Below are 22,890 nucleotides of genomic sequence, written 5' to 3'. Positions count from 1 at the left end.
CACCGCGATGGCCGGCCGCGCTCCGGCTGCCGCGCCGCGACGGCGACGGCCGGTCCGGCGGGCGCCGGCCCCGCCTCAAGCCGATGAAGGAACGCAACCCCGTCGCCGTCAGTCTGGTGGGCCTGCTGGTCCTGGCCCTGATCGGCCTCGCCGCCTACCACGCGGACTCGCTGCCGCTGATCGGCGGCGGCACGACGTACAGCGCCGACTTCACCGAATCGGCGGGTCTGCGCGACGGCGACGAGGTGCGCATCGCCGGGGTCAAGGTCGGCGAGGTCAAGGATGTCGCCCTGGACGGGGCCAAGGTCAAGGTGACCTTCCGGGTCGAGGACGCCTGGATCGGGGACGCCTCGACCGCCGCCATCGCCATCAAGACCCTGCTCGGCGAGAAGTACCTGGCCGTCGACCCGCTCGGCAGCGCCGAGCAGGACCCCGGCCACCGCATCCCGCTGTCCCGCACGACCTCCCCGTACGACGTCACCCAGGCCTTCGAGGGACTCAGCAACACCATCGGGGCCATCGACACGGCCCAGCTCGCCAAGAGCTTCGAGACCATCTCCGACACGTTCAAGGACTCGCCCCCCGAGGTGCGCACCGCCGTCTCCGGACTGTCCGCCCTGTCGAAGACCGTCTCACAGCGTGACACCCAGCTCGCTCAACTCCTCAAGAGCAGCGAGCAGTTGACCAAGACACTGGCCAACAGGAAGAGCAGCTTCGAGACCCTCATCGACGACGGCGGACTGCTGCTCGGCGAACTCAGACAACGCCGCGACGCGATCCAGGCACTGCTCACCGGCACCCGGGGCCTCGGCACCCAGCTCACCGGTCTCGTCAAGGACAACCAGCGCCAACTGGGGCCCACACTCGCGGCGTTGGGGCGCGTCACGGACGTCCTCGTCAAGAACCAGCAGGGCCTGGACCGCACGCTCGCGCTGGCCGGACCCTACTACCGGCTCGTCGGCAACACCGTCGGCAGCGGCCGCTGGTTCGACACCTACATCTGCGGGCTCGTGCCCCGCACCTACCTGCCGGCCAAGTCGCTGCCGACCACCGGCTGCATGCCGCCGAAGAACGGAGGTTACCCGTGAGCCGGCGACGCGCTCTCACGATCGTCCTGGCCCTCGCGGTGATCGCGGTCACGGTGGCCGGCGGGCTGCGCGTGTTCGCCGGCCCGGGAGGCAAGCGGATCACGGCCTACTTCGACCGCGCGGTGGGCATCTACCCCGGCTCCGACCTGCGGATCCTCGGGGTCAAGGTCGGCGAGGTGGACTCGGTGACCCCCCAGGGGCAGCAGGTCAAGGTGGTGGTGACGCTCGACGACGGCGTACGGGTGCCCCAGGACGTCCGCGCCGCGATCGTCTCGCCGAGCGTGGTCGCCGACCGCTACGTCCAGCTGGCCCCCGCCTACACCGGCGGCCCGGAGATCGCCGACCGGGCCGAGCTGCCGGCCGCCCGCAACGCCACCCCCGTCGAAGTGGACCAGCTGTACGCGTCCATCACCGAGCTCGGCAAGGCGCTCGGGCCGGACGGCGCCAACTCCTCGGGAGCGCTCTCCAGGCTGCTCGACACCGGTGCCAAGAACCTCAGCGGCAACGGCGCCGCCATCGGCGACTCCATCGAGCAGTTCGGCAAGGCGGCCAAGACCCTCGACGGCAGCAGCGAGCACCTCTTCGCGACGCTGTCCTATCTGCAGACGTTCACCACGATGCTGAAGAACAAGGACGGCGCGGTGCGCGACGCACAGAACCAACTCGCCGACGTCACCTCGTTCCTCGCCGACAACAAGGACAACCTGGCGGGCGCCCTCAAGGAACTCGGCACCGCTCTCGGCAGCGTCAAGACCTTCATCCAGGACAACCGCGGCAGCCTGAAGGCCGAGGTCGACAAGCTCGCCCCGCTCACCCAGATCCTGGTCGAGCAGCGGGCCTCCCTCGCCGAGGCGCTGGACACCGCGCCGCTCGCCGCCGCAAACGCTCTCAACGCCTACGACCCCGTCCACCGCACCCTGGACGGCCGGGGGAACATCAACGAGATCAGCATGGGCGGCGACATCGTGTTCCCGGCCAACCCCTCGGTCGCGGGCGGCGCCGCACTCGTACCCGTGCCGCAGGACCGGCTGAGAGCGCTCCCGGCGCTGCCGCTGCCGCCGGTCGGCACCGTGTACGGAACCGCCGACGGCCCGGCGAAGAGCCCCGGGAACCCATCTGCCGCCGGCTCCACGGGCGCACAGGGGGGCCGACGATGAGGCCGCGCATCTCCGGGCGGGCCGGCGCCGCGGGCAGTGCCGGTGTCGCCGTCGTCGCGGCGCTCGCCCTGACCCTGGGCGGCTGCTCCGCGCCGTCCTTCTCCGGCATCGACCAGCTGCCGCTGCCCGGCGGCGCCGACCTCGGCAGCCATCCGTACGACATCACGGCCGATTTCGCCGATGTGCTGAGCCTGGTCCCGCAGGCCGCGGTGAAAGTCAACGACGTGGCCGTGGGGCGGGTCACCAAGGTGGCCCTTGCCGCCGACGGATGGTCCGCGAAGGTGACCATGCGCATCAGGGGGGACGTACGGCTGCCCGCCAACGCGTACGCGCAGTTGGAGCAGTCGAGCCTGCTCGGCGAGAAGTTCATCCAGCTCTCCGCGCCGCCGCGGACGACCGGGGCCGTGACGGCCGGCGACCGGGCGGTCGACAGCGGGGCGGCCAAGGGCGGGACGGGCGAGGCCGGGACGGCGAAGGGCGGGCCGGACGGTGAGGCGGCGCAGGGCCGGCTGGGGCCCGGGGCCGCGATCCCGATCACCCGGACCAACCGCAACCCGGAGGTCGAGGAAGTCCTGGGAGCGCTCTCCATGCTGCTCAACGGGGGCGGCGTCAGCCAGCTCAAGACCATCACCACCGAGCTCAACAAGGCGATCGGGGGACGCGAGCCGGAGGTGCGCTCGATGCTCCAGCGCGTCAACACCCTGGTCACCGATCTGGACGGCCACCGCGGCGACATCACCGCCGCCCTGGACGGCGTCAACCGGCTCTCCTCGACGCTCGCCACCCGTAAGAGCCAGGTCGACACCGTGCTCACCGGTCTCTCGCCCGGCCTCAAGGTCCTGGAGGACCAGCGGGGTTCGCTCATGACGATGCTGAAGTCCCTGGACACGCTCTCCACGGTGGCCGTCTCGACGATCAACAAGAGCAAGGACGACATGGTGGCCGACCTGAAAGCGCTCGCGCCGACCCTCAAGGCGCTCGCGGACTCCGGCAAGGACCTCCCCGACTCGCTCCAGGTCCTGGTCACCTATCCGTTCACGGACGAGGTGATGCGCGGCGTCAAGGGCGACTACCTCAACGTGTATCTCAGCGTGGCCGCGGCACCCGGCACGCAACTCATCCCGCCGCTCACCACGCCGTCGCCGTCGAAGTCCCCGGGCGCCGGGCAGGCCCCGCTCGGTCTGCCGCCCGTCTCCGGCACCCGAGGGGCGCGCTGATGCTGACGCTCGCGACCAAGCTCAAGAACCTGGCCTTCCTCGTCATCGGGGTACTGGTGCTCGGCTACACGGGCTTCCGGTACGCCGATGTCGGTCACTACGTCGGCATCCGCGGCTACTACACGGTGAAGGTCCATCTCGCCCAGACCGGCGGCCTGTTCACCCACTCCAACGTCACCTACCGGGGCGTGTCGGTGGGCCGGGTCGGCCCCATCGGCCTCACCGACGACGGGGTCGTGGCCGAGCTGCACATCGACGAGTCGGCCCCGCCCATCCCGTCCGCGCTCACGGCGGTGGTGGCCAGTCTGTCCGCCGTCGGCGAGCAGTACATCGACCTGCGCCCCACCTCCACGGGGGCGCCCTACCTGGGCGACGGCGGCGAGATCGAGCAGACCGACACCAGCACCCCGGCGCCCGTCACCACGGTGCTCAGCAGCGTCAACAGCCTTGCCGCGTCCGTGCCGTTGGACTCCCTGCGTACGGTCGTCGACGAGTTCGGCAAGGCCTTCGAGGGGCGCGGCGACGACCTTCAGGTACTGCTCGACAACGGTACCGACTTCGTACGGGCCGCGGACAAGGCGCTGCCCAGCACCACCACTCTGCTCGCGGACGGCCGGACCGTGCTGAGCACCCAGGCCGAGGAGGGCCAGGCCATCAAGACCTTCGCCACCGGAGCGCAGCGCCTGGCCGCGACCCTGAAGGGCTCGGACGCGGACCTGCGCCGACTGATCGCCGCCGCACCCGATGCCGCCGGACAGATCAGCGGACTCCTGAGGGACCTCAACCCCGAGATCAGCGTGGTGCTCGCCAACCTCCTCACCACCGCCGACGTCGCCGTCACGCGGCAGCGCGGAATCGAGGAACTCCTGGTGAAGGTACCGCCGTTGGTCGCCGCGGGATCCACCGCCATCGACACCAAGGGTGCCAATCTCGGCATGGCGGTCACCTTCTTCGCACCGCTCCCGTGCACCGACGGCTACGGCGGGACGGTCTACCGCAACGGCCTGGAAACGCTCGACACCCCGAGGCTCAACACCACGGCGCGCTGCAACGCGCCCCTGAGCAGCGGCAAGGACGTGCGCGGCTCGGCGCACGCCCCGAGCGGCGGCCCGCTGCGGCCTCCCGCCCAGCCGGGCGCCCTGCCGCCCACCGCCTTCTCGCCCGCCCCGCCCGGGGCGTCCGCGCCGCAGGATTCCGCACTGCCGGGCGCGCTCGCCCTGCCCGCCCTGCCCGGCAGTGGTCCCTCGGACCTGGCGGGGCTGCTCGGTCTGGACGGGAGCCGGGGTGCCGGCGCGGACAACGGAAAGGACGTACGACCGTGATCGCCTGGAAGGGGCGTACGCCCTGGAGAGCGCCGCTGAGAGCGCTCTCGGCCAGTAGTCGCAGGATGCGCCGCACCCTGGCCGCGTTGGCCCTCATCGCCTCGGCGGGCTTCGCACTGGTCGCGGGATGGACCTGGTTGCAGGCGCGGAACGACTCCTCGGTCGCGTACGCCACCGCGCGGGACGCCGCCCTCGCGGCGGGCCGAGCCGAGATCGCCACACTCTCCACCCTGGACGCGGGCCACCCCGACGCGGCACTGCGCGGCTGGCTCGACGCCTCGACGGGACCGCTCCACGACGAACTCGGCCGCCAGGGCGCCACGAAGGCCACCACGTCGGCCCGAGCCGACGTCACCGATGCCGCCGTCAGCGAACTCGACGACCGCTCCGGCACCGCGAAGCTCATCGCCACGGTGCAGGTGCGGCTGACTCCGGCGGGGGGCGCCACCACCACCGACCGCAAACGTCTCGAAGCCGCCCTCGAACGCACCGATGACGGCTGGAAGTTGAAGGCGCTCAGTGCGGTTCCGGTCGCGGCGTCCTGACCCCGGACCGAGAGGGAGAAGCAGCGTGAGCACAGCAGAGCTGAAGTCGCCCCAGGCCCCGGACCCGGACGAGGCGCGCCCGGGGCCCCGCCTCGGCGCCGGTCCGGGCCTCGGCGACGGTTCCGACGTCCCGTCAAATCGCGCTGTGGGCAAGCCGGTTGACGTGCCCGGCCTGAGCGGGTCCGGCGAGGCAGGGGAGCCCGGCGTCCCCACCGGTCAGGGCGACCCGGCCGGTCAGGGCGACCCCGCCGGTCAAGGCGACCCGGCCGGTCAGGGCGACCCCGCCAGTCAGGGCGACCCCGCCAGTCAGGGCGACCCCGCCGGTCAAGGCGACCCGGTCGGTCAGGGCGACCCCGCCAGTCAGGGCGACCCCGCCGGCCAAGGCGCCCCCACCGACCCGAGCGCCTCCCGGGACTCCGCCGCGCGCCCCGCCCGGCTCCGCCGTGCGTTCGTGTTCGGTGCCGTCCTCGTCCTGCTGCTCGCCGGGGCGGGGCTCCTCTTCCAGGCGCACCGGCTGACCAGCACCGGGGCGACCGCCAACCGGGCGCTCACCGACGCCTCCGCCACCACCCGCGCGATCGGCGACGTCAGCAACACCCTCGGCAAGGTCTTCTCGTACGCCGCCGAGGACACCGGCGCCACCGAGGACGCGGCGAAGGGGCTGCTCGGCGGGCGCGCGGCCACGCAATACGCCGCTCTGTTCGGCGAGTTGAAGCAGCGGGCCGCCGAACAGAAGCTGAGCCTGACCACGCACGTCGTACGGGCCGCCGTCACCCGGCTCACCGGGGACCGGGCGGAACTGCTCGTCTTCCTCGACCAGCGGGCCCAGCGCGAGGGGAAACCCGCGACCACCGCCGCAGCCCAGCTGTCCGTCACGGCCCAACTCGCCGACGGGCACTGGCAGATCACCGACATCCGGGCCCGTTAGCGCGAGCCGCAGTACCGGACCGCCAGGCACGGCCCGCCGCCGGGCCACGCGAGAGGGAGCACGAAGAACATGGCAGCACGCATGACGATCCAGCCCCTGCTCATCGCCGCGATGGTGCTCACCCTGCTCGCGGGCGCGTTCGCGGTGTGGGCGGGCTGGTCCTGGTACGGGGCGGCGCACGACGACTCGGCCGCCTACGCCGCCTCCCGGGACAAGGTCCTCGCGGCCGGCGAGCAGGCCGTGCAGAACCTCTCCACCCTCGACCACAAGGACCTCGCGCACGGCCTCGACCTGTGGCAGGCCTCCACCACCGGGGACCTGAAGAAGCAACTGGCCGACGGGCGGGCCGAGTTCGAGAAGCAGGTGCAGCAGGCGCAGACCGTCACCACCGCCAAGGTCCTGGACGGCGCGGTCACCGAGCTCGACGACCGGGCCGGGCGGGCCAGGGTCATGGTGGCGCTGCGGATCACGGTGCAGGCGCCGAAGGAGAAGCCCGCCGCCAAGGACAGCAGGATGCTCGGCGAACTCACCCGTACCGCCGGCGGCTGGAAGCTCAGCGCGCTCGGCCAGGCGCCGGTCGGCAACAGCGCGGCCAACTGACCACCCCGCCCCCCGCCCCCCGGACAGGAGCCGCACATGTCGACCACCCGCCATCTCGTCAACCGCCGGCGACGACTCGCCCACGCGGGCACCACCCGCGTGATCACCCGAACGCCTTCGGATCAGGAGTCGAGAACCGTCAACTCGACTGATCCGAAGGAGAGTTCGCCACCGGATACGGGCCTTCGACCGCCCGGTGAATCCGCCGCCGAGCGACACGGCCCCGCCGACCCGGACGCCCCCCGGCTGGACCCCGCCGACCCGGACACCGCTCGGCGCGACCCCGCCGCCCCCGCCAATCCGGCCGCCCCCGCCGATCCGGCCGCGAAGCGCCGCAGCGTCCTCGCACCGCTCGCCCGGCGCTTCGCCGGGCTGCGCCGGCTGCTGACCGTGCGTACCCCCGTCGCCCTGTGTGTCCTCGTCGTCCTGCTCGGCGGCTTCGCCGCGTACGCCGCGAACCGGGCCGACGCGCTGCGCTCCGATCCGGCCGCCGAGAACTCCGCGCTCGTCGATCCGGCCCGGACCAGCGAGGTCAAGGGGCAGACCGAGAAGGCCGTCGCCGCGCTGTTCTCGTACAACTACGCCGACTCCGCCCCCGCCGACAAGGCGGCTTCGACTCTGCTCACGGGCAAGGCCGTCACCCAGCACCACGACATGCTGGCGGCCGTGCGCGCGCAGGCCAAGGACCAGAAACTGGTGCTGACGACCACGGTGACCGAGAGCGGGGTGGAGCTGATCGACGGCTCCCGGGCACGGGTCCTCGTCTACGCCGACCAGAGCAGCACACGGACCGCCGGCAAGAAGCCCGAAACCACTTACGCGGCCGCGATGTTCGCGGTCGACGTGGCGCGTACCGCCGGCGGCACGTGGCAGATCTCGGCCATCGACACGTTCGGGCAGGGATCGTGAAGGCCCCGGTGCGCCTCATCGGCGTCCGTCACATCCCGCTGCCCGGGCGGCGGTTGAGGCGCGGGGCGACCGGTACGGCCGTCGCGGTCGCGGCGATGGCCGCGCTCACCGCGTCCCAGGCCCCGGGGCTGTTGCACCCGGCGCCGCCGCGCCACGACCGGGTGGAGGCCGGTCCGGCGGCCTCGCTGGGCGAGGCGCCGCCGGCCGACGACTCGTACCACACCGAACTGCCGCCCCTGGTCTCCCCGCGGCCCACGACCGCGCCGCCCGCCGTCGCCGCGGTCGACCCGGTATGGACGCAGGAGGGCATACCCGCCACCGTGCTCGCCGCCTATCAGCGGGCCGAGGCCCGGCTGCGGGAGAGCACGCCGCGCTGTCATCTGCCCTGGCAACTCCTCGCCGCGCTGGGCAAGGTGGAGTCGGGGCACGCGGGCGGCGGACGGGTCGACGCGCACGGCACGACCCTCACGCCGATCCTCGGACCGGTGCTCAATGGCGCGGGTTTCGCCAGCATCGCGGACACCGACCACGGCACCCTGGACGGTGACACCCGGTACGACCGTGCGGTGGGGCCGATGCAGTTCATCCCGTCCACCTGGGCGTCCTGGGGCCAGGACGGCAACGGCGACAGCCGCCGGGACCCGAACAACGTCTTCGACGCGGCACTGGCCGCCGGCGTCTATCTGTGCGCGGACGCGCGCGACCTGTCGGTGCCGGCCGATCTGGACCGGGCCGTCCTCGGCTACAACCACTCGGCCGAGTATCTGCGCACGGTCCTGTCCTGGCTGGAGTTCTACCGCCGGGGCACCCATGCCGTGCCGGACGGCAAGGGAGTGCTGCCCGGCACGCCCGGTGCGGGCAGCGCCCAGCAGATCCAGGACGACCACGGCCGCCGGCAGGGCGGCGGCATCGTGATCGGGCCGCAGCCGGGCGGCGGAGCCTCCGCCCCGGCCCCCTCGCACCCCGGCGCGAGCCCCTCGGCGTCACGGCCCCCGCGTCCGCCGTCGCCCTCCGGCAGCCCGAGCCCCTCGCCGTCCGCGTCCACCAGCCCGAGCCCGTCGCCGTCGCCCTCGGACAGCACCAGTCCCTCGCCGTCGCCGTCGGGCAGCCCCGGCCTTCCGCAGTGCCCCTCGGGATCGCCCTCCGCGCCGGCTCCCGGGACACCCACCCCGGATCCGGGCGGTACGCCGTCGGGGTGTCCCTCACCCTCCGCCTGAGGACAGGACCTCGGCGAGGTCGTAGCGGACCGGCTCCTCCAGCTGGGCGTAGGTGCAGCCGGCCGGGTCGCGGTCCGGGCGCCAGCGGCGGAACTGCGCGGTGTGCCGGAAACGGTCGCCCTCCATGTGGTCGTACGCCACTTCCACCACCCGCTCCGGGCGCACTGCCACCCAGGACAGGTCCTTCTTGCCGGTCCAGCGGCTCGGGGCGCCCGGCAGGCGGGAGCTCTCGTGGGCCGCCTCCTCGGCCCAGGCCGCCCAGGGGTGTCCCTCGGCGACCGGGTCGGCCATGAGCAGCGGGGCCAGTTCCTCGATCAGCTCGGCCCTGCGCTTCATCGGGAAGGCCGCGCACACCCCGACGTGCTGGAGGTGACCGGACGCGTCGTAGAGGCCCAGCAGGATCGAGCCGACGACCGGGCCGCTCTTGTGGTGGCGGTATCCGGCCACCACCACGTCCGCCGTCCGCTCGTGCTTGATCTTGTACATGAGCCGGGCGTCGGGCCGGTACGGCAGGTCGAGGGGCTTGGCGACCACGCCGTCGAGCCCGGCACCCTCGTACTGCTCGAACCAGCGGCGGGCCACCTCGATGTCGGTGGTGGCCGGGGCGAGGTGGACCGGCGGCGAGACGCCGTCGAGCGCCTGCGCCAGCAGGGCCCGCCGCTCGGTCAGCGGGGTGTCGAGGAGCGAGGTGTCGCCGAGGGCGAGCAGGTCGAAGGCGATGAAGCTCGACGGGGTCTGCTCGGACAGCAGCTTCACCCGGGATGCCGCGGGATGGATGCGCTCGCTGAGCCGGTCGAAGTCGAGCCGGCCCTCATGGGCGATGACGATCTCGCCGTCCATCACACAGCGCTCGGGCAGCCGCTCGGCGAGCGCCGCGGCGAGCTCGGGGAAGTAGCGGGTCAGGGGTTTGCCGTTGCGGCTGCCGATGACGAGTTCGGCCCCGTCGCGATGCACGATCGCGCGGAACCCGTCCCACTTGGCCTCGTAGCTCATCCCCGGAGGGATCCGCGCCACGGACTTGGCGAGCATCGGCTTCACGGGGGGCATCACCGGGAGATCCATACAGCCGATTCTCACCGATATGCGGCTTTGGTGCGCTCCGCCTACCGTGGCCTGCATGGGCAACGGCGAGGCGATCGAGCTGGAGGCCGGCGGGCGGACCGTACGGCTGTCCAATCCGGACAAGGTCTACTTTCCGGAGTCCGGCTACACCAAGCGGGACGTGGCGACCTACTATCTGGCCGTCGCCGAGGGCATCACCCGCGCGCTGCGCGACCGCCCCACCACCCTGGAGCGCTACCCCGACGGCATCGAGGGCGAGTCGTTCTTCCAGAAGCGGGCCCCCAAGAACCTCCCCGACTGGATCCCGACCTCGCGCATCTCCTTCCCCAGCGGCCGGCACGCCGACGAGATCTGCCCGACCGAGCCCGCCGCCGTCCTGTGGGCGGCCCAGCTCGGCTGTCTGACCTTCCACCCCTGGCCGGTGCGGCGCGAGGCCACCGACCACCCCGACGAACTGCGCATCGACCTCGACCCCCAGCCGGGCACCGACTTCGACGACGCGGTGCCCGTCGCCCATGAACTGCGGGCGCTCCTGGGTGAGTTGGGCATCACCGGCTGGCCCAAGACGTCGGGTGGCCGGGGCATCCACGTGTTCGTGCCGATCGCGCCGCGCTGGACGTTCACCGAGGTGCGCCGGTGCGCCATCGCGATCGGCCGGGAGCTGGAGCGCCGGATGCCGGGCCGGGTCACCACCGCCTGGTGGAAGGAGGAACGCGGCGAGCGGATCTTCGTGGACTACAACCAGACCGCCCGCGACCGCACCATCGCCTCGGCCTACTCGGTGCGCCCCAAGCCGCACGCCCCGGTCTCGGCGCCCCTGCGCTGGGACGAACTGGACGACGTCCATCCACGGGACTTCGACCTGCGGACCATGCCCGCGCGCTACGCCCGACTCGGCGATCTGCACGCGGACATGGACGACCACGCCTTCGGTCTCGAACCGCTCCTGGAGCTGGCCGCGCGCGACGAGCACGACCACGAACTCGGCGACATGCCCTACCCGCCGGACTACCCCAAGATGCCGGGGGAGCCCAAGCGGGTGCAGCCGAGCCGCGCCGCCAAGGACACGTAGCGGCGCGCGTCTCAGGCGGCGGCGACCCGCGAGGCCAGCTCGAAGTCGGCCGCGTCGACGCCGCCCTCCTTGGTGTCGTCGTTGGCGAACACGAACGACTCGATGGGCACGCCCCGTTCGTCGCTGAGCGCGGCCACCAGCTCCTGCGCCACGACCGTCTCCAGGACGACCCGCACGCTCGGCGCGGTCCTCGGCAGCCGTACGACGCCGAGGCTCTCGGCCGGGTCGACGTCCTGGGTGGTGATCAGCAGCGTCAGATGGCCGGCCGAGGCGAGCGAGCGGGCCAGCTCCACCTCGCGGCCGTCCCCGAAGACCAGGTGCAGGGTGTTGCCCGCCGACTCCATCTCGCCGTGCAGGTAGTTGCGGGTGACCGAGGCGGCGGCCGGCATCCGGGGCACCTCGCGCAGCAGCAGCGCCGCCTCCTCGGCACTGACCCGGGAGGCCCCGGAGGCCACGCAGTCCGCCGCCACGCAACGGGCCGCGCGGTGGCGCAGCGCGGCGACCACCTCGGCGGCCCGGGCCCGGACGGCCGCGGTGTGTGCGGCGATGCCGTCCCACGGGTCGTCCGCACGGCCGGCGACGGCGCCCGCGATCAGATCGAGCGCGACGACGGTCGCGGTGAAGCCGATGGTCGAGGCGTACGAGTCGGGCTCGTTGCCCAGGTCGAGGGTGAGCCGGGCGAGTTCACCGAGCGGTGAGGGCGTGACGTTGAGGACGGCCAGCGTCGGCACGCCCTCGGCGGCCTTGAACGCGGCGATCGTCTCCGAGCTGCGCCCGCCCTGGGACACCCCGATGAGCAGATCGGTGTCGAAACCGTGCAGGCCGTTCTCGATCTCGCTGGCGAGCACCCGCTGGGCCGGTATGCCCGCCGCGCGCAGCACCTCGACCGGGACGGCGAGCGCCGCGTACGAGGCGCCGATCCCCGCGAGGAGGGGACGGCGCGCGGCGCGCAGCGGATCGAGGGCCGGGTCCTCGAGCTGTCGCCTCACATGGGCGAGTACGCGGTCGAGCGCCTGCGGCTGGGCGCTTTGGCCCTCCAGGAAAGTGATGCGGGATCCGGACATGACGGGTGGTCCTTTCGTGGGCCCCGCCGGTGAGCACGGCGGGGGCGCGGGGTGGCCGGTGGACGGGCGGTGCGTCAGGCCTTGGAGGCCGGATCGTCCTCCAGGGCGGCGCCCGGGGGAATGGCGTCAGGGGAGCGCACGGGTGTGTCCGCCGGTGCGTCGGTGGACGCGCCGGTGGTCCCGGTCGCCGCGGCCGCGTCCTCGGCGGGCTCGCGGCCGGGGGTGGGCAGATCGAACCGGACGATGGCGAACCGGAAGATCACGTAGTAGAGCGCGGCGAACGCCAGGCCGATCGGTATGAGCAGCCAGGGCTTGGTGGCGATGCCGTAGTTGACGACGTAGTCGATCGCCCCGGAGGAGAAGCCGAAGCCGTCGCGGATGCCCAGCGCGTAGCAGACCGCCATCGAGACCCCGAACAGCACCGCGTGGATGGCGTACAGGAGCGGCGCGACGAACATGAAGCTGAACTCGATGGGCTCGGTGACGCCGGTGACGAATGAGGTCAGCGCGACCGAGATCATCATGCCCTTGACCATGGTGCGGTTCTCGGGCCGTGCGGTGTGCGCGATGGCCAGGGCCGCGGCGGGCAGCGCGAACATGTAGATCGGGAAGCCGCCGGTCATGAACTGGCCCGCGCTGGGGTCGCCCGCGAGGAAGCGCGCGATGTCGCCGTGGACCTCGGCGCCGGTGTGCGGGTTGACGTAGGTGCCGGCGTCGAACCAGGGGAAGACGCTGAAGAAGTGGTGCATGCCGATCGGGATCAGCGCGCGCACCACCAGGCCGAAGATGCCGGCGCCCCAGGCCCCGGTGCCCACCAGCCACTCGCCGAAGTGGTAGAACCAGCCGCCGACCGTCGGCCAGACCACCCCGAACACGATGCCCGTGCCGACGCCGGCGAACGCGCAGAGGATCGGCACCAGCCGGCGGCCGCCGAAGAAGCCGAGCCATTCGGGCAGCTTGGTGCGGCTGAAGCGCTGGTAGAGCAGGGCCGCGATCAGGCCCATCACGATGCCGCCGAACACCTTGGCGTCCAGCGGCTTGCCGTCCGCGCCCTTGGGGAAGGCCTCGCTGGCGAGGACCGCCTTGAAGACCAGGTAGCCGACCGCGGCGGCCAGCGCCGTGGAGCCGTCGGCCTTCTTGGCGAAGCCGATGGCCACACCGATGGCGAAGAGCAGCGGCAGATAGTCGAAGACGGTCTGGCCTCCGGCGGCGAGCACGACGCCGAGCTTGCGGATCAGCTCCGGGAAGTTCTCCCGGCCCAGCAGGTCGGGTCCGCCGAGGCGCACCAGGAGCGCCGCCGCCGGAAGCGTGGCGACCGGAAGCATCAGGCTCCGCCCGATGCGTTGCAGGACCGCCATGACGCCCGCACCGCCGCGCCGCGTGCCGGCGGCCTTCCCTCGATCCGTACTCATCCGTCTTCCTCCATCGCGCATGCGGTCCCGCGGCCATCCAGGGGCGTGGGCGCCGGACCGGTCGGCCGCCGGGTCCGCCCGGCTGCCGCACCCCAAAGGTATGCAGTGGTATGCGAGTGGTCAATAGTGGTCTGCTTACCTTCTGCACAGGTGACCGAAGGCCCGGGGCGCTGGGCCCATGACGTCAGGGACTGCGAGACCACCCGCGCGTGGGCTCCAGTGGTATGCAGTGGTACGCTCCGAGGATCCCGCTGGAGGTTTCCCGTGAGCGCCGACGCCACCCCCGAACGCCCCGCCCGTTTCCCCGAGCGGAGCAGCGGGCCCGCGCCGCTGTGGGCCCAGACCGCCGAACTCATCCAGGACGAGATCCAGCGGCGCGGCCTGGCCCCGGGCGCCCGGCTGCCCGCCGAACGCGAGCTGGGCGAACGCCTGGACATCTCCCGGGTCACCCTGCGCAAGGCCCTCGCGCACCTGGTGGACCAGGGTCTGGTGACCGCCTCGCACGGGCGGGGCTGGTTCGTGGCCGCGCCGGTGGCGCCGCGGGAGTGGCCCAACGACCTGGAGTCCTTCACCGCGACGGCCCGCCGCAAGCACATGCGGCCCAGCTCCGTGGTGCTCCACCAGGAGCTGCGCCCGGCCACCCTGGACGACGCCGACCGCCTCGACGTGCCGGCCGGCGCTCCGCTGCTGCGCCTGGAACGGGTGCGGCTGCTCGACGACGTACGCATCGCCGTCGACCGCACCCTGCTGGTGGCCGCGCTCGCGCCCGGTCTTGAGGAGCTGGACTTCACCGGTGCCTCGCTGTTCGAGGCGCTGCACGCCAGGGGCGTCGAGCTGGACCGCTCGGAGACCACGATCGAGGCGCGCGGAGCCGATCGCGACGTCGCGGCGCACCTGGGCATCGAGCCGGGCGCCCCGGTGCTCGCCCTGGACCAGACGATCTACGCGCGCGACCAGCGCCCCGTGCTCCTGTCCACGGTCGTCTACAGCGGGGACCGCTACCGCCTGCGCACCACACTCCAGCCACGCTGACAGGCGCACGGGGGCCCCTCGGCCGCCAATGGGTGCGAAGGGAGGGGCCGTTGGTCCCCGAAGGGGTCGCACGGCCCGTAGGTCCCGGCCCAAGGTCACGCACCGGCGCGGGCCCGATGACCGCTCCCGGCCGACGCGTTCACCATTCGTTGACCGGACGTTGATCAGCCCCCGGCAGCGTGGGAACCATGCTGAACGACACCATGACCGCCGGCCGGGAACTCGGCTGGCAGGAGACCGCGTTGTGCGCACAGGCGGGGCCCGAGTTCTTCTTCCCGGCCCCGGGCAGCTCCACGCGGGAGGCCAAACAGCTGTGCGGCGCCTGCGAACAGCGCAAGGCCTGCCTGGAGTACGCCCTCGCCAACGACGAGCGCTTCGGCGTGTGGGGCGGCCTCTCCGAGAAGGAGCGGCTGACCCTGCAACGCGCCCGGCAGCGCTGAGAAGGAACGGCGACGGGGGAACGTCAACGGGGGGACGGCGACGGGGAGCGCCAACGGGGGAACGGCAGCGGGGGGGGGGGGGGGGGGGGGGGGGCGGGGCCCCCCCGCCCCGCGCCCCCCCCCCGCGGGGGGGGCCGCCCCCCCCCCCCGCGCCCCCGCCCCCGGCCGCGCGCACCCCCCGCGCGCCGGGGGCGCCCCCGCGGGGGGGGGGGGCCGGGGGCCCCCCCCCGGGGGGCCCGGGGGGGGGGGGCCCCCCCCCCAAAACCCCCCCCCCCCCCCCCCCCCCGGTTCCGTCCGTGCGGTGCCCGCCGGCCCGCCGAAGGTCAGCGCCGGGCGGCCATCCGCGCCTTGCGCGCGGCGAGCTTCTCGTCGAACTTGGCCGCCTCGCTGTCGAGCCCGCCCATGTACAGACCCAGCTCCTCCTGGGCCTGGAGACCCTCGGGGCCCAGCCCGTCGATCTCCAGGACCTTGAGGAAGCGCAGTACGGGCTGGAGCACGTCGTCGTGGTGGATCCGCATGTTGTAGATCTCGCCGATCGCCATCTGCGCCGCGGCCCGCTCGAAGCCCGGCATGCCGTGGCCGGGCATCCGGAAGTTCACGACGACGTCCCGCACCGACTGCATCGTCAGGTCGGGGGCGATCTCGAAGGCCGCGCCGAGCAGGTTGCGGTAGAAGACCATGTGCAGGTTCTCGTCGGTCGCGATCCGCGCCAGCATCCGGTCGCACACCGGGTCGCCCGACTGGTGACCCGTATTGCGGTGCGAGACGCGGGTGGCCAGTTCCTGGAAGGCCACGTAGGCCACCGAGTGCAGCATCGAGTGCCGGTTGTCCGACTCGAAGCCCTCGCTCATGTGGGCCATGCGGAACTGCTCCAGCTTGTCCGGGTCCACGGCCCGCGAGGCGAGCAGGTAGTCCCGCATCACGATGCCGTGGCGGCCCTCCTCGGCGGTCCAGCGGTGCACCCAGGTGCCCCAGGCGCCGTCGCGGCCGAACAGCGAGGCGATCTCGTGGTGGTAGCTGGGCAGGTTGTCCTCGGTGAGCAGGTTGACCACCAGGGCGATTTTGCCGATGTCGGTGACCTTCGACTGCTGGGGCTCCCAGGCCTCCCCGTCCTCGAAGAGCCCGGGGAAGTTGCGCGCGTCAGACCACGGCACGTAGTCGTGCGGCATCCAGTCCTTGGCGACCTTGAGGTGCCGGTTGAGCTCCTTCTCGACTACCTCTTCCAGCGCGAACAGCAGCCGGGCGTCGGTCCACGCGTCCGAACTGCCGAGGTGGGGAGAAGTGATCGTCACGGGTGAGCTCCAGGGGGACGGGAAAGGGGGGACGGCAGGCTTACCTACGCCTACGTAGGTTACGAGACCGTAGGTTAAGGCGACCGTAAGCCCCCAGCCAACCCCGTCTTCCCCTTCGTCCGGTTACGTTCTGCTATAGGTGCAGGTCGCCGGGGCGGAACGAGAGGCAAGTCACCTCCCCGCCCGCCCCCTCTCCCCGCTACCGCGGACCCGGGCCGCCCCTGACCTGCTCCACCGAGGTGTCGGCGAGCTCGCCGTCCAGGAGCAGCCAGCGGGTGACGCCGATCGACTCCAGGAACGGCAGGTCGTGACTGGCCACGATCAAGGCGCCCTCATAGGCGTCGAGCGCGTCCTGGAGGGCCCGCACGCTCGCCATGTCCAGGTTGTTCGTGGGCTCGTCCAGCATCAGGAGCTGGGGCGCTGGCTCCGCGAGCAGCAGGGCCGCCAGTGCGGCTCGGAAGCGCTCTCCGCCCGAAAGGGTCCCGGCCGGACGGGCGGCGCGGGCCCCCTTGAACAGGAAGCGCGCCAGGCGTGCCCGGATCGCTTGGTGGGTCGCGCCCGGTGCGAAACGGGCCACGTTCTCCACCACGCTCAGCTCGTCGTCGAGCACATCGAGGCGCTGGGGCAGAAAGCGCAGCGGCACATGGGTCAGGGCCTCGCCCGCCACCGGCTCCAGCTGTCCGGCGAGCGTGCGCAGCAGGGTCGTCTTGCCCGAACCGTTGCGGCCCACCAGCGCGATCCGCTCCGGGCCCCGCACATCGATCTCGCCCTTCACCCGCGCCCCATGAGGGAGTTGGAGCTCGCGCAGGGTCAGTACCGAGCGGCCCGGGTGCACCTTGGTGTACGGCAGCTCGATGCGGATCTCCTCGTCGTCACGCACCAACTCGACCGCCTGGCCGAGCCGTTCACGCGCCTGGTCGAGGCGCTCGCTCTGCAGGATGCGGTGCTTGCCCGCGGACACCTGCGCCTCGCGCCGCCGGTTGTTGGCGACGATCTTCGGCACCACCTTGTTGTCGTAGCTCTTCTGTCCATAACGCCGCCGCCGCGCCAACTTCATGTGCGCGTCGCTCAGTTCGCGCTGCTGGCGCTGCACATCGGCCTCGGCCACCCGCACCATGCGTTCGGCCGCCTCCTGCTCCGCGCGCAACGCCTCCTCGTAGGCGCTGAAAGTGCCCCCGAACCAGGTGAGTTGGCCCTCGCGCAGATCGGCGATGCGGTCCACCCGGTCGAGCAGCTCACGGTCGTGGCTGACCACCAGGAGCACCCCGCTCCAGGCGTCGACCGCGGCGTACAGGCGCCGGCGGGCGGCCAGGTCCAGGTTGTTGGTCGGCTCGTCCAGGAGCAGGATGTCCGGGCGCCGCAGGAGCAGCGCGGCGAGCCGCAGCAGCACCGATTCGCCGCCCGACACCTCGCCGATCGTGCGGTCGAGCCCGATGGAGCCGAGGCCGAGCTGGTCGAGGGTGGCGCGGGCGCGCTCCTCGACGTCCCACTCGTCACCCACCGTCTCGAAGTGCCGCTCGTCCGCGTCGCCGTCCTCGATGGCGTGCAGTGCGGCGCGAATCGTGTCGATGCCCAGGGCCTGGTCGACCCGCAGGGCGGTGTCGAGCACCAGGTTCTGCGGCAGATAGCCGACGTCACCCGCCGTCTTGACGCAGCCCCCGGTCGGGGTGAGAACGCCGGCGATCAGCTTCAACAGGGTTGACTTTCCTGACCCGTTGAGACCGACGAGGCCGGTGCGCCCCGGGCCGACGGCGAGCTGGAAGTCCTCGAAGGCGACGGTGCCGTCCGGCCAGGCGAAGGAGAGGCCGGCCGAGCTGATCTGAGGGGGGAAGGTTGACATACGGGTCTCCCGGTTGCGGGGAAGGAAAAAAGGGGCAACGGGGGTTCTGAGACACCGGTCAGGGCAGGAAAAAGGCCCTGGTCGTGTTGGAGGACATGGCTCGGAGGCAGAGGTCGCACCGGGACGCGCGCCACGGATGGCGATGCGCGAGACGGTGTCTCAGGGGCCTCAGACGAGCAACGTCCTACTCCGTTCGACGACAACAGGGCCAGTCACGAACGTACGCGCAGGGCGCGCGGCACCGCAAACGATTTACCGAGGGGCCGGGACCGGGGCGGGGTGTGCACATCGGGGGGCGCCGCCGCGACCGGGCAGGAGCGGAAGCGGCGCCGAAGGCGTGACGGGTGAGCGGGCGGGCGCGTGGTCAGCAGGCGTCGCGGAGCAGCGCGGTGAGGTTGCGGTCCAGGTCGAGGTGCTGGTGTTCGAGGCCGGTGGGCACCAGGAGCTGGGCGCGCTGGAGGAAGCGGCGCAGCTCGACGGTGCGGATGTGGACCATGGCGACGCCTTCGCGGGCGTGGAATTCGAGCACCGTGCGGTCGTAGCCGTAGGGCCGCACCCGCACGTCACCCACCCCGGCCGCCGCGTCGATGCCCGCTTCGAGCAGCTCGCGGGCGAACTCCCAGGAGACCTCGGTGCCTTCGAGGGTGGCCGGTGCCGGGAACGTCATGTGCACGGCGAAGGGGTCCTCGGGGTCGTAGCGCAGCGTCGCGGGCACGGTGTCCATGCGGGGCGCGGACGCGATCATGCGTACGTGGACGGGCTGCTCGATGACGGTGGACAAAGCCCTGCTCCCTCAGCCTCGGGGGTTCTCTCCTGCCGACCGGAAAGACGTCGAAACGCGGGATTGCGTGCACCGGAGGTCCACGTGACCTGCGTCACTGCCGTATGCCGACACCGAGCCGGCATCCGTGTCGCCCCCTGTGCTGCTGGTTCCCCGGCTCCCGTCCGTCACACGGCGCCGCACGGATCACCCCCCGTCACTTCCCTCCCCGTATTCGCGGCGCCCGTACGAGCGCGGCACGGGTCGCGGCGCACCTCGTGTACGCCGTGCGGTCCGGCGGCGCCGGGCGTCGGAGCGTAGGCACCCTGGACGGGCGGGAGGTGCTGGGCTAGCTTCCGACGCCATGAAGTCCATGGGGAAGACGAGACGTGTGCTGTCGGTGGGGCTCGGCGTGCTGGCGCTCGCGGCGGCGCCGGCCGCTCCGGCACAGGCGCACGGCCACCGCGATCCGGTGTGGCAGCTCAAGAACACGGCGTCCGACGCCCGCTTCAGGGGGCTCGCGGCGGTGAGCCGGTCCACGGCGTGGGTGGCCGGCACCAAGGGGACCGTCCTGCGGACCTCCGACGGGGGCCGCACCTGGCGGAACGTGTCGCCGGCCGGAGCCGGGAACCTGGAGTTCCGCGATGTCGAGGCCTTCGACGGGCGGCGTGCGGTGGTCCTGGCGATCGGCGAGGGCGAGGCGTCCCGCGTCTACCGCACCGACGACGGCGGGGCGACCTGGACCGAGTCGTTCCGCAACACCGATCCGAAGGCGTTCTACGACTGCCTCACCTTCTTCGACTCGCGGCACGGCCTGGCGATGAGCGACCCGGTGGACGGCAAGTACCGCATCCTGTCCACCGCGGACGGCGGCCGGTCCTGGAAGGTCCTGCCCGACCGGGGGATGCCGGCCGCGCAGCCCGGCGAGGCCGGGTTCGCGGCCAGTGGGCAGTGCCTGGTGAGTTACGGGTCGCACGACGTGTGGCTGGCCACCGGCGGCGGCGCGACCGGCCGCGTCCTGCACTCCGGGGACCGCGGGCTGACCTGGACGGCCGCCGAGTCGTCGATTCCGGCGGGCGACGCGGCCCGCGGGGTGTTCGGCCTCGCCTTCCGCGACCGCGACCACGGCATCGCGGTCGGCGGCGACTACCGCGCCGACCAGCCCTCGCCCCGGGCCGCGGCCCTCACCGGCGACGGCGGGCGGACCTGGCGCCAGGCGGCCGGTCCCGTCGCGGCCTACCGCTCGGGCGTCGCCTGGCGGGCCCGCTCGCGGACGACCGCCCTCGCCGTCGGGCCCACCGGCACCGATCTGACCCGCGACGGCGGACGCACCTGGCGCACGGTCGACACCGGCTCCTACGACACCGTCGACTGCACGCCGGACGGCGCGTGCTGGGCGGCGGGGGAGAAGGGGCGGGTGGCCCGCCTGGACCACTGAGCGGCGCCGGCGCTGGCCGTATGACCGACCGCCGACCGTCCGGTCAGCCCGGCAACTGCTGCTGGTGGGCGGCGAGTTGGGGGGCGACCTTCGTCGCGAAGAACTCGGTGATCCGGTAGGTGGCCAGGCCGTGGACCCGGAACGGGTCGCTCGCCACCAGCCGCTCCATCGCCCCGCGGTCGTCGCCCACCGCCAAGATGACCCCGCCGTCCCGGGGCCGCTTGCGTCCGGAGGCGAGGAAGACGCCGGCCGCGTACTGCGCGTCCAGCCAGTGGACGTGCTCGCCGAGCAGCGCGTCCACGCGGTCGAGGGGGGCGGTGTAGGTCAGTTCAAGTACGAACATGATCGCCAGGCTACTCGGGCCGACGGGGCCGGGCGCGGGCGTCCCGGTGTCCTACGCTGGGGCGCCATGGAGATCATCACGGGGATTCCGGACGGCTGGCCCGGGGACGAGGCGGCGGCCCTGGCCGTCCAGGACGAGCTGCGCGACCGGGTCGTGCTCGACGAGCCGGGGCCGGCCCCGGGACACGGCCTCGTCACCGGGGTCGACGTGGCGTACGACGACGAGCGGGACCTGGTGGTCGCGGCGGCCGTGGTGCTCGACGCGGCGAGTCTGGAGGTCGTCGACGAGGCGACGGCGGTCGGCAGGGTGGCCTTCCCGTACGTCCCCGGTCTGCTCGCGTTCCGGGAGATCCCCACCGTGCTCGCCGCCCTCGAACTCCTGGTCCGTGGACCGGGGTTGGTGGTCTGCGACGGATACGGGCTCGCCCACCCGCGCCGCTTCGGCCTCGCGAGTCATCTCGGTGTGCTCACCGGGCTGCCCGTGGTGGGCGTCGCCAAGAACCCGTTCACCTTCAGCTTCGACCAGCCGGGCCCCCAACGCGGTGACAGCACACCGCTGTTGGCCGACGACGGCACCGTGGTCGGCCGCGCGCTGCGTACCCAGGACGCGACCAAGCCGGTCTTCGTGTCGGTCGGCCACCGGGTGAGCCTGGAGGGCGCCTGCGCCCACACCCTCGCACTCGCCCGGCGCTACCGGCTCCCCGAGACCACCCGGCACGCCGACTCGCTGTGCCGCAGGGCGCTCAAGGAGGCCCAGGGGCTCGGCGTCTGAGGCGCCTCCGGGCCGGGGGTGCTGACCATGGCCAAGGGGCGCGCCTCCGGCCCGGGTTCAGAGGGTGTCGACCACGCGGGCCCAGGGGGTGCCGACCACTCGGGCCCAGCGGGAGTGGACCACGCGGGTTCAGCGGGTGTCGACCACCCGGAAGCGCATCCCGGCGGACCGCAGCCGCGCGGTGAGTTCCGGGCCCATCGCGGTCGCCGGGGTCAACTGCCCTGCCAGGGCGGGCAGTTCGTCGAACGCTAGGCAGAGCGCACCCTCGGCGAGGATCTTCGCCGTCTCGTCGTACCCCGGGTCGCCGCCCGCCACCTCGGTGAACACCCGGCGGCCCCCGCCCTCTCCGACGAAGCGCACCGTGAACCAGCTGCGCCGGCGCCGTGTCTCGTCGGGGCCGTTGCCCGCTTCGTAACGGCTCATCAACCACGCCCGTGCGGGCGGCAGTTGAGTTGCCGCCGCGACCGCGCCCACCGCCGCCACCCCGCCGATCGCCACCGGCAGGTGTTTGACCGATGCGAAGTGCCGGTAGCGGAAATCGGGCCCGTAGCGCTCGTCGGCCGCCGCCGAGCGGGCGACGACCTGCGGGTCGATCGTGGGCATGGGCAGCGCCCAGGTGCCGGTCTCCTTGCTGAAGTGCGGGGCGCCGAGCGGGGCGCGGGCCCGCCGCCCCACCAGGCGCGGCTCGTGCAGTCGGCGCTCGCGGGCGGCCCGGGCGGTCTGCGCGCCCCGGCCGAGCGCGGTGAGCGCGGAGGCGAGCGTCCCGCCGGAGAACGTCGCGTTGGTCCGCACGAAGCCGTCGACGCGCAGCGGCACCCCGGCCGGCAGCTGGTCCACCGTGAACCGGACGCCCAGGTCGTGCGGCGCCGAGTCGAACCCGCAGGCGTGCACGAGGCGCGCACCGCGCTCGCGGGCCCGCGCGTCATGGCGTACGTACATGGAGTCCACGAACTCGGGCTCGCCCGTCAGGTCGAGATAGTCCGTGCCCGCCTCGGCGCACGCCTCGACCAGGCCCTCGCCGTACCAGACATAGGGGCCGACGGTGGTGGCCACCACGCGCGAGGACTCGGCGAGCGCGCGCAGCGAGGCGGCGTCGTGGGAGTCGGCGGTGAGCAGGGGCAGGGTGGCGCACGCCGGGTCGAGCTCGGCGAGCCGCTCGCGCAGCCGCTCCAGCTTGGTGCGGTTGCGTCCGGCGATGGCCCACCGGCAGTCCTTCGGAGCGTGGGTCGCGAGATATTGGGCGGTCAGCGCCCCGACGAAGCCCGTCGCGCCGAACAGCACGATGTCGTAGGTCCGCTTCGAGGGTTCCACCGTGTGCCTCCGCAGGTCTGCTGCCGGGTGATGCCGTCGGCCGATGCCGGGTTGTGAGGCTAGCGTGCGG

22 protein-coding genes are annotated in these 22,890 nt (G+C 72.8%); 14 read left to right on the top strand and 8 right to left on the bottom strand.

Annotation, left to right across the window (positions count from 1 at the left end; genetic code table 11):
- The first annotated feature begins 83 nt into the window (after positions 1 to 83).
- From ACGF3I_RS07600 to ACGF3I_RS07560, 9 genes are all read left to right on the top strand, one after another.
- Positions 84 to 1,088 (top strand): MCE family protein, encoded by a 1,005-nt coding sequence (locus ACGF3I_RS07600; protein ID WP_393129731.1) that lies wholly within the window; start codon positions 84 to 86, stop codon positions 1,086 to 1,088.
- Positions 1,085 to 2,245: an MCE family protein gene (locus tag ACGF3I_RS07595; protein ID WP_393129668.1), complete on the top strand. Its 1,161-nt coding sequence runs from the start codon at positions 1,085 to 1,087 to the stop codon at positions 2,243 to 2,245. The genes ACGF3I_RS07600 and ACGF3I_RS07595 overlap by 4 nt, the downstream gene beginning before the upstream one ends.
- Positions 2,242 to 3,462 carry an MlaD family protein gene (locus ACGF3I_RS07590; RefSeq protein ID WP_393129667.1) on the top strand — a complete coding sequence of 407 codons (1,221 nt, stop codon included), beginning with the start codon at positions 2,242 to 2,244 and terminating at the stop codon, positions 3,460 to 3,462. Before ACGF3I_RS07595 ends, ACGF3I_RS07590 begins: the two co-directional genes overlap by 4 nt.
- Positions 3,462 to 4,784, top strand: a complete 1,323-nt coding sequence (locus ACGF3I_RS07585) for an MCE family protein (protein ID WP_393129666.1) — start codon at positions 3,462 to 3,464, stop codon at positions 4,782 to 4,784. The genes ACGF3I_RS07590 and ACGF3I_RS07585 overlap by 1 nt, the downstream gene beginning before the upstream one ends.
- 65 nt (positions 4,785 to 4,849) lie before the next feature.
- A complete protein-coding gene (locus tag ACGF3I_RS07580) occupies positions 4,850 to 5,329 on the top strand; it encodes a hypothetical protein (protein ID WP_393129665.1) in 480 nt (159 codons plus the stop codon).
- A 145-nt stretch (positions 5,330 to 5,474) separates the two neighbouring features.
- Complete coding sequence (locus tag ACGF3I_RS07575) at positions 5,475 to 6,257, top strand: hypothetical protein (protein WP_393129664.1); 783 nt, start codon at positions 5,475 to 5,477, stop codon at positions 6,255 to 6,257.
- Between the two features lie 69 nt (positions 6,258 to 6,326).
- On the top strand, positions 6,327 to 6,857 hold the full coding sequence (locus tag ACGF3I_RS07570; protein WP_393129663.1) for a nuclear transport factor 2 family protein: 531 nt from the start codon (positions 6,327 to 6,329) through the stop codon (positions 6,855 to 6,857).
- Between the two features lie 36 nt (positions 6,858 to 6,893).
- A complete protein-coding gene (locus tag ACGF3I_RS07565; RefSeq protein ID WP_393129662.1) occupies positions 6,894 to 7,766 on the top strand; it encodes a hypothetical protein in 873 nt (290 codons plus the stop codon).
- A 95-nt stretch (positions 7,767 to 7,861) separates the two neighbouring features.
- Complete coding sequence (locus ACGF3I_RS07560; protein ID WP_393129730.1) at positions 7,862 to 8,983, top strand: lytic transglycosylase domain-containing protein; 1,122 nt, start codon at positions 7,862 to 7,864, stop codon at positions 8,981 to 8,983.
- Here the strand turns inward: ACGF3I_RS07560 and ACGF3I_RS07555 are convergent.
- Positions 8,969 to 10,045 (bottom strand): ATP-dependent DNA ligase, encoded by a 1,077-nt coding sequence (locus tag ACGF3I_RS07555; RefSeq protein WP_393129661.1) that lies wholly within the window; start codon positions 10,043 to 10,045, stop codon positions 8,969 to 8,971. The genes ACGF3I_RS07560 and ACGF3I_RS07555 overlap by 15 nt on opposite strands.
- 55 nt (positions 10,046 to 10,100) lie before the next feature.
- On the opposite strand from ACGF3I_RS07555, the gene ligD reads away from it, so the two are divergent.
- Positions 10,101 to 11,117, top strand: coding sequence for a non-homologous end-joining DNA ligase (gene ligD / locus ACGF3I_RS07550; protein ID WP_393129660.1), 1,017 nt, complete (start codon positions 10,101 to 10,103; stop codon positions 11,115 to 11,117).
- Positions 11,118 to 11,128: 11 nt separating this feature from the next.
- On the opposite strand, the gene ACGF3I_RS07545 is transcribed toward ligD, so the two are convergent.
- Positions 11,129 to 12,181 carry an SIS domain-containing protein gene (locus ACGF3I_RS07545; protein WP_393129659.1) on the bottom strand — a complete coding sequence of 351 codons (1,053 nt, stop codon included), beginning with the start codon at positions 12,179 to 12,181 and terminating at the stop codon, positions 11,129 to 11,131.
- Positions 12,182 to 12,255: 74 nt separating this feature from the next.
- Positions 12,256 to 13,593: a PTS transporter subunit EIIC gene (locus tag ACGF3I_RS07540; RefSeq protein ID WP_393129658.1), complete on the bottom strand. Its 1,338-nt coding sequence runs from the start codon at positions 13,591 to 13,593 to the stop codon at positions 12,256 to 12,258.
- 264 nt (positions 13,594 to 13,857) lie between these two features.
- On the opposite strand from ACGF3I_RS07540, the gene ACGF3I_RS07535 reads away from it, so the two are divergent.
- Both ACGF3I_RS07535 and ACGF3I_RS07530 read left to right on the top strand, forming a co-directional pair.
- On the top strand, positions 13,858 to 14,625 hold the full coding sequence (locus ACGF3I_RS07535) for a GntR family transcriptional regulator (RefSeq protein ID WP_393129657.1): 768 nt from the start codon (positions 13,858 to 13,860) through the stop codon (positions 14,623 to 14,625).
- A 188-nt stretch (positions 14,626 to 14,813) separates the two neighbouring features.
- Complete coding sequence (locus ACGF3I_RS07530) at positions 14,814 to 15,065, top strand: WhiB family transcriptional regulator (protein WP_393129656.1); 252 nt, start codon at positions 14,814 to 14,816, stop codon at positions 15,063 to 15,065.
- Between the two features lie 323 nt (positions 15,066 to 15,388).
- On the opposite strand, the gene ACGF3I_RS07525 is transcribed toward ACGF3I_RS07530, so the two are convergent.
- From ACGF3I_RS07525 to ACGF3I_RS07515, 3 genes are all read right to left on the bottom strand, one after another.
- Positions 15,389 to 16,357: an acyl-ACP desaturase gene (locus ACGF3I_RS07525; protein WP_393129655.1), complete on the bottom strand. Its 969-nt coding sequence runs from the start codon at positions 16,355 to 16,357 to the stop codon at positions 15,389 to 15,391.
- Positions 16,358 to 16,556: 199 nt separating this feature from the next.
- Positions 16,557 to 18,197 carry an ABC-F family ATP-binding cassette domain-containing protein gene (locus ACGF3I_RS07520; RefSeq protein ID WP_393129654.1) on the bottom strand — a complete coding sequence of 547 codons (1,641 nt, stop codon included), beginning with the start codon at positions 18,195 to 18,197 and terminating at the stop codon, positions 16,557 to 16,559.
- Positions 18,198 to 18,561: 364 nt separating this feature from the next.
- Positions 18,562 to 18,978 carry an SsgA family sporulation/cell division regulator gene (locus tag ACGF3I_RS07515; RefSeq protein ID WP_393129653.1) on the bottom strand — a complete coding sequence of 139 codons (417 nt, stop codon included), beginning with the start codon at positions 18,976 to 18,978 and terminating at the stop codon, positions 18,562 to 18,564.
- 343 nt (positions 18,979 to 19,321) lie between these two features.
- On the opposite strand from ACGF3I_RS07515, the gene ACGF3I_RS07510 reads away from it, so the two are divergent.
- Entirely contained in the window at positions 19,322 to 20,395 is a 1,074-nt protein-coding gene (locus ACGF3I_RS07510) for a WD40/YVTN/BNR-like repeat-containing protein (RefSeq protein ID WP_393129652.1), read from the top strand.
- A gap of 43 nt (positions 20,396 to 20,438) precedes the next feature.
- Here the strand turns inward: ACGF3I_RS07510 and ACGF3I_RS07505 are convergent, their stop codons facing one another.
- Positions 20,439 to 20,738 carry a YciI family protein gene (locus ACGF3I_RS07505; RefSeq protein WP_393129651.1) on the bottom strand — a complete coding sequence of 100 codons (300 nt, stop codon included), beginning with the start codon at positions 20,736 to 20,738 and terminating at the stop codon, positions 20,439 to 20,441.
- Between the two features lie 66 nt (positions 20,739 to 20,804).
- Here ACGF3I_RS07505 and ACGF3I_RS07500 point away from each other — a divergent pair, with 66 nt between their 5' ends.
- Positions 20,805 to 21,509: an endonuclease V gene (locus tag ACGF3I_RS07500; protein WP_393129650.1), complete on the top strand. Its 705-nt coding sequence runs from the start codon at positions 20,805 to 20,807 to the stop codon at positions 21,507 to 21,509.
- Between the two features lie 129 nt (positions 21,510 to 21,638).
- Here the strand turns inward: ACGF3I_RS07500 and ACGF3I_RS07495 are convergent, their stop codons facing one another.
- The gene (locus ACGF3I_RS07495; protein WP_393129649.1) at positions 21,639 to 22,820 is read right to left on the bottom strand and encodes a saccharopine dehydrogenase family protein; all 1,182 of its coding nucleotides are present in this window, start codon (positions 22,818 to 22,820) and stop codon (positions 21,639 to 21,641) included.
- Between the last annotated feature and the right edge of the window lie 70 nt (positions 22,821 to 22,890).

Source organism: Streptomyces sp. NPDC048111, assembly GCF_043202815.1.
Lineage (GTDB): Bacteria > Actinomycetota > Actinomycetes > Streptomycetales > Streptomycetaceae > Streptomyces.
Note: the sequence above shows the minus strand (reverse complement) of the source record. Positions and strands in the feature narration are given on the sequence as shown.

Excerpts from the sequence above, each read along its gene's own strand:
- ACGF3I_RS07505 (WP_393129651.1), bottom strand. The coding sequence starts at position 20,738 with ATGTTCGTACTTGAACTGACCTACACCGCCCCCCTCGACCGCGTGGAC.
- ACGF3I_RS07510 (WP_393129652.1), top strand. The coding sequence starts at position 19,322 with ATGAAGTCCATGGGGAAGACGAGACGTGTGCTGTCGGTGGGGCTCGGC.
- ACGF3I_RS07590 (WP_393129667.1), top strand. The coding sequence starts at position 2,242 with ATGAGGCCGCGCATCTCCGGGCGGGCCGGCGCCGCGGGCAGTGCCGGT.
- ACGF3I_RS07545 (WP_393129659.1), bottom strand. The coding sequence starts at position 12,181 with ATGTCCGGATCCCGCATCACTTTCCTGGAGGGCCAAAGCGCCCAGCCG.
- ACGF3I_RS07600 (WP_393129731.1), top strand. The coding sequence starts at position 84 with ATGAAGGAACGCAACCCCGTCGCCGTCAGTCTGGTGGGCCTGCTGGTC.
- ACGF3I_RS07560 (WP_393129730.1), top strand. The coding sequence starts at position 7,862 with ATGGCCGCGCTCACCGCGTCCCAGGCCCCGGGGCTGTTGCACCCGGCG.
- ACGF3I_RS07540 (WP_393129658.1), bottom strand. The coding sequence starts at position 13,593 with ATGAGTACGGATCGAGGGAAGGCCGCCGGCACGCGGCGCGGCGGTGCG.
- ACGF3I_RS07570 (WP_393129663.1), top strand. The coding sequence starts at position 6,327 with ATGGCAGCACGCATGACGATCCAGCCCCTGCTCATCGCCGCGATGGTG.
- ACGF3I_RS07500 (WP_393129650.1), top strand. The coding sequence starts at position 20,805 with ATGGAGATCATCACGGGGATTCCGGACGGCTGGCCCGGGGACGAGGCG.
- ACGF3I_RS07585 (WP_393129666.1), top strand. The coding sequence starts at position 3,462 with ATGCTGACGCTCGCGACCAAGCTCAAGAACCTGGCCTTCCTCGTCATC.
- ACGF3I_RS07555 (WP_393129661.1), bottom strand. The coding sequence starts at position 10,045 with ATGGATCTCCCGGTGATGCCCCCCGTGAAGCCGATGCTCGCCAAGTCC.
- ACGF3I_RS07530 (WP_393129656.1), top strand. The coding sequence starts at position 14,814 with ATGCTGAACGACACCATGACCGCCGGCCGGGAACTCGGCTGGCAGGAG.
- ACGF3I_RS07520 (WP_393129654.1), bottom strand. The coding sequence starts at position 18,197 with ATGTCAACCTTCCCCCCTCAGATCAGCTCGGCCGGCCTCTCCTTCGCC.
- ACGF3I_RS07565 (WP_393129662.1), top strand. The coding sequence starts at position 6,894 with ATGTCGACCACCCGCCATCTCGTCAACCGCCGGCGACGACTCGCCCAC.
- ACGF3I_RS07580 (WP_393129665.1), top strand. The coding sequence starts at position 4,850 with ATGCGCCGCACCCTGGCCGCGTTGGCCCTCATCGCCTCGGCGGGCTTC.
- ligD (WP_393129660.1), top strand. The coding sequence starts at position 10,101 with ATGGGCAACGGCGAGGCGATCGAGCTGGAGGCCGGCGGGCGGACCGTA.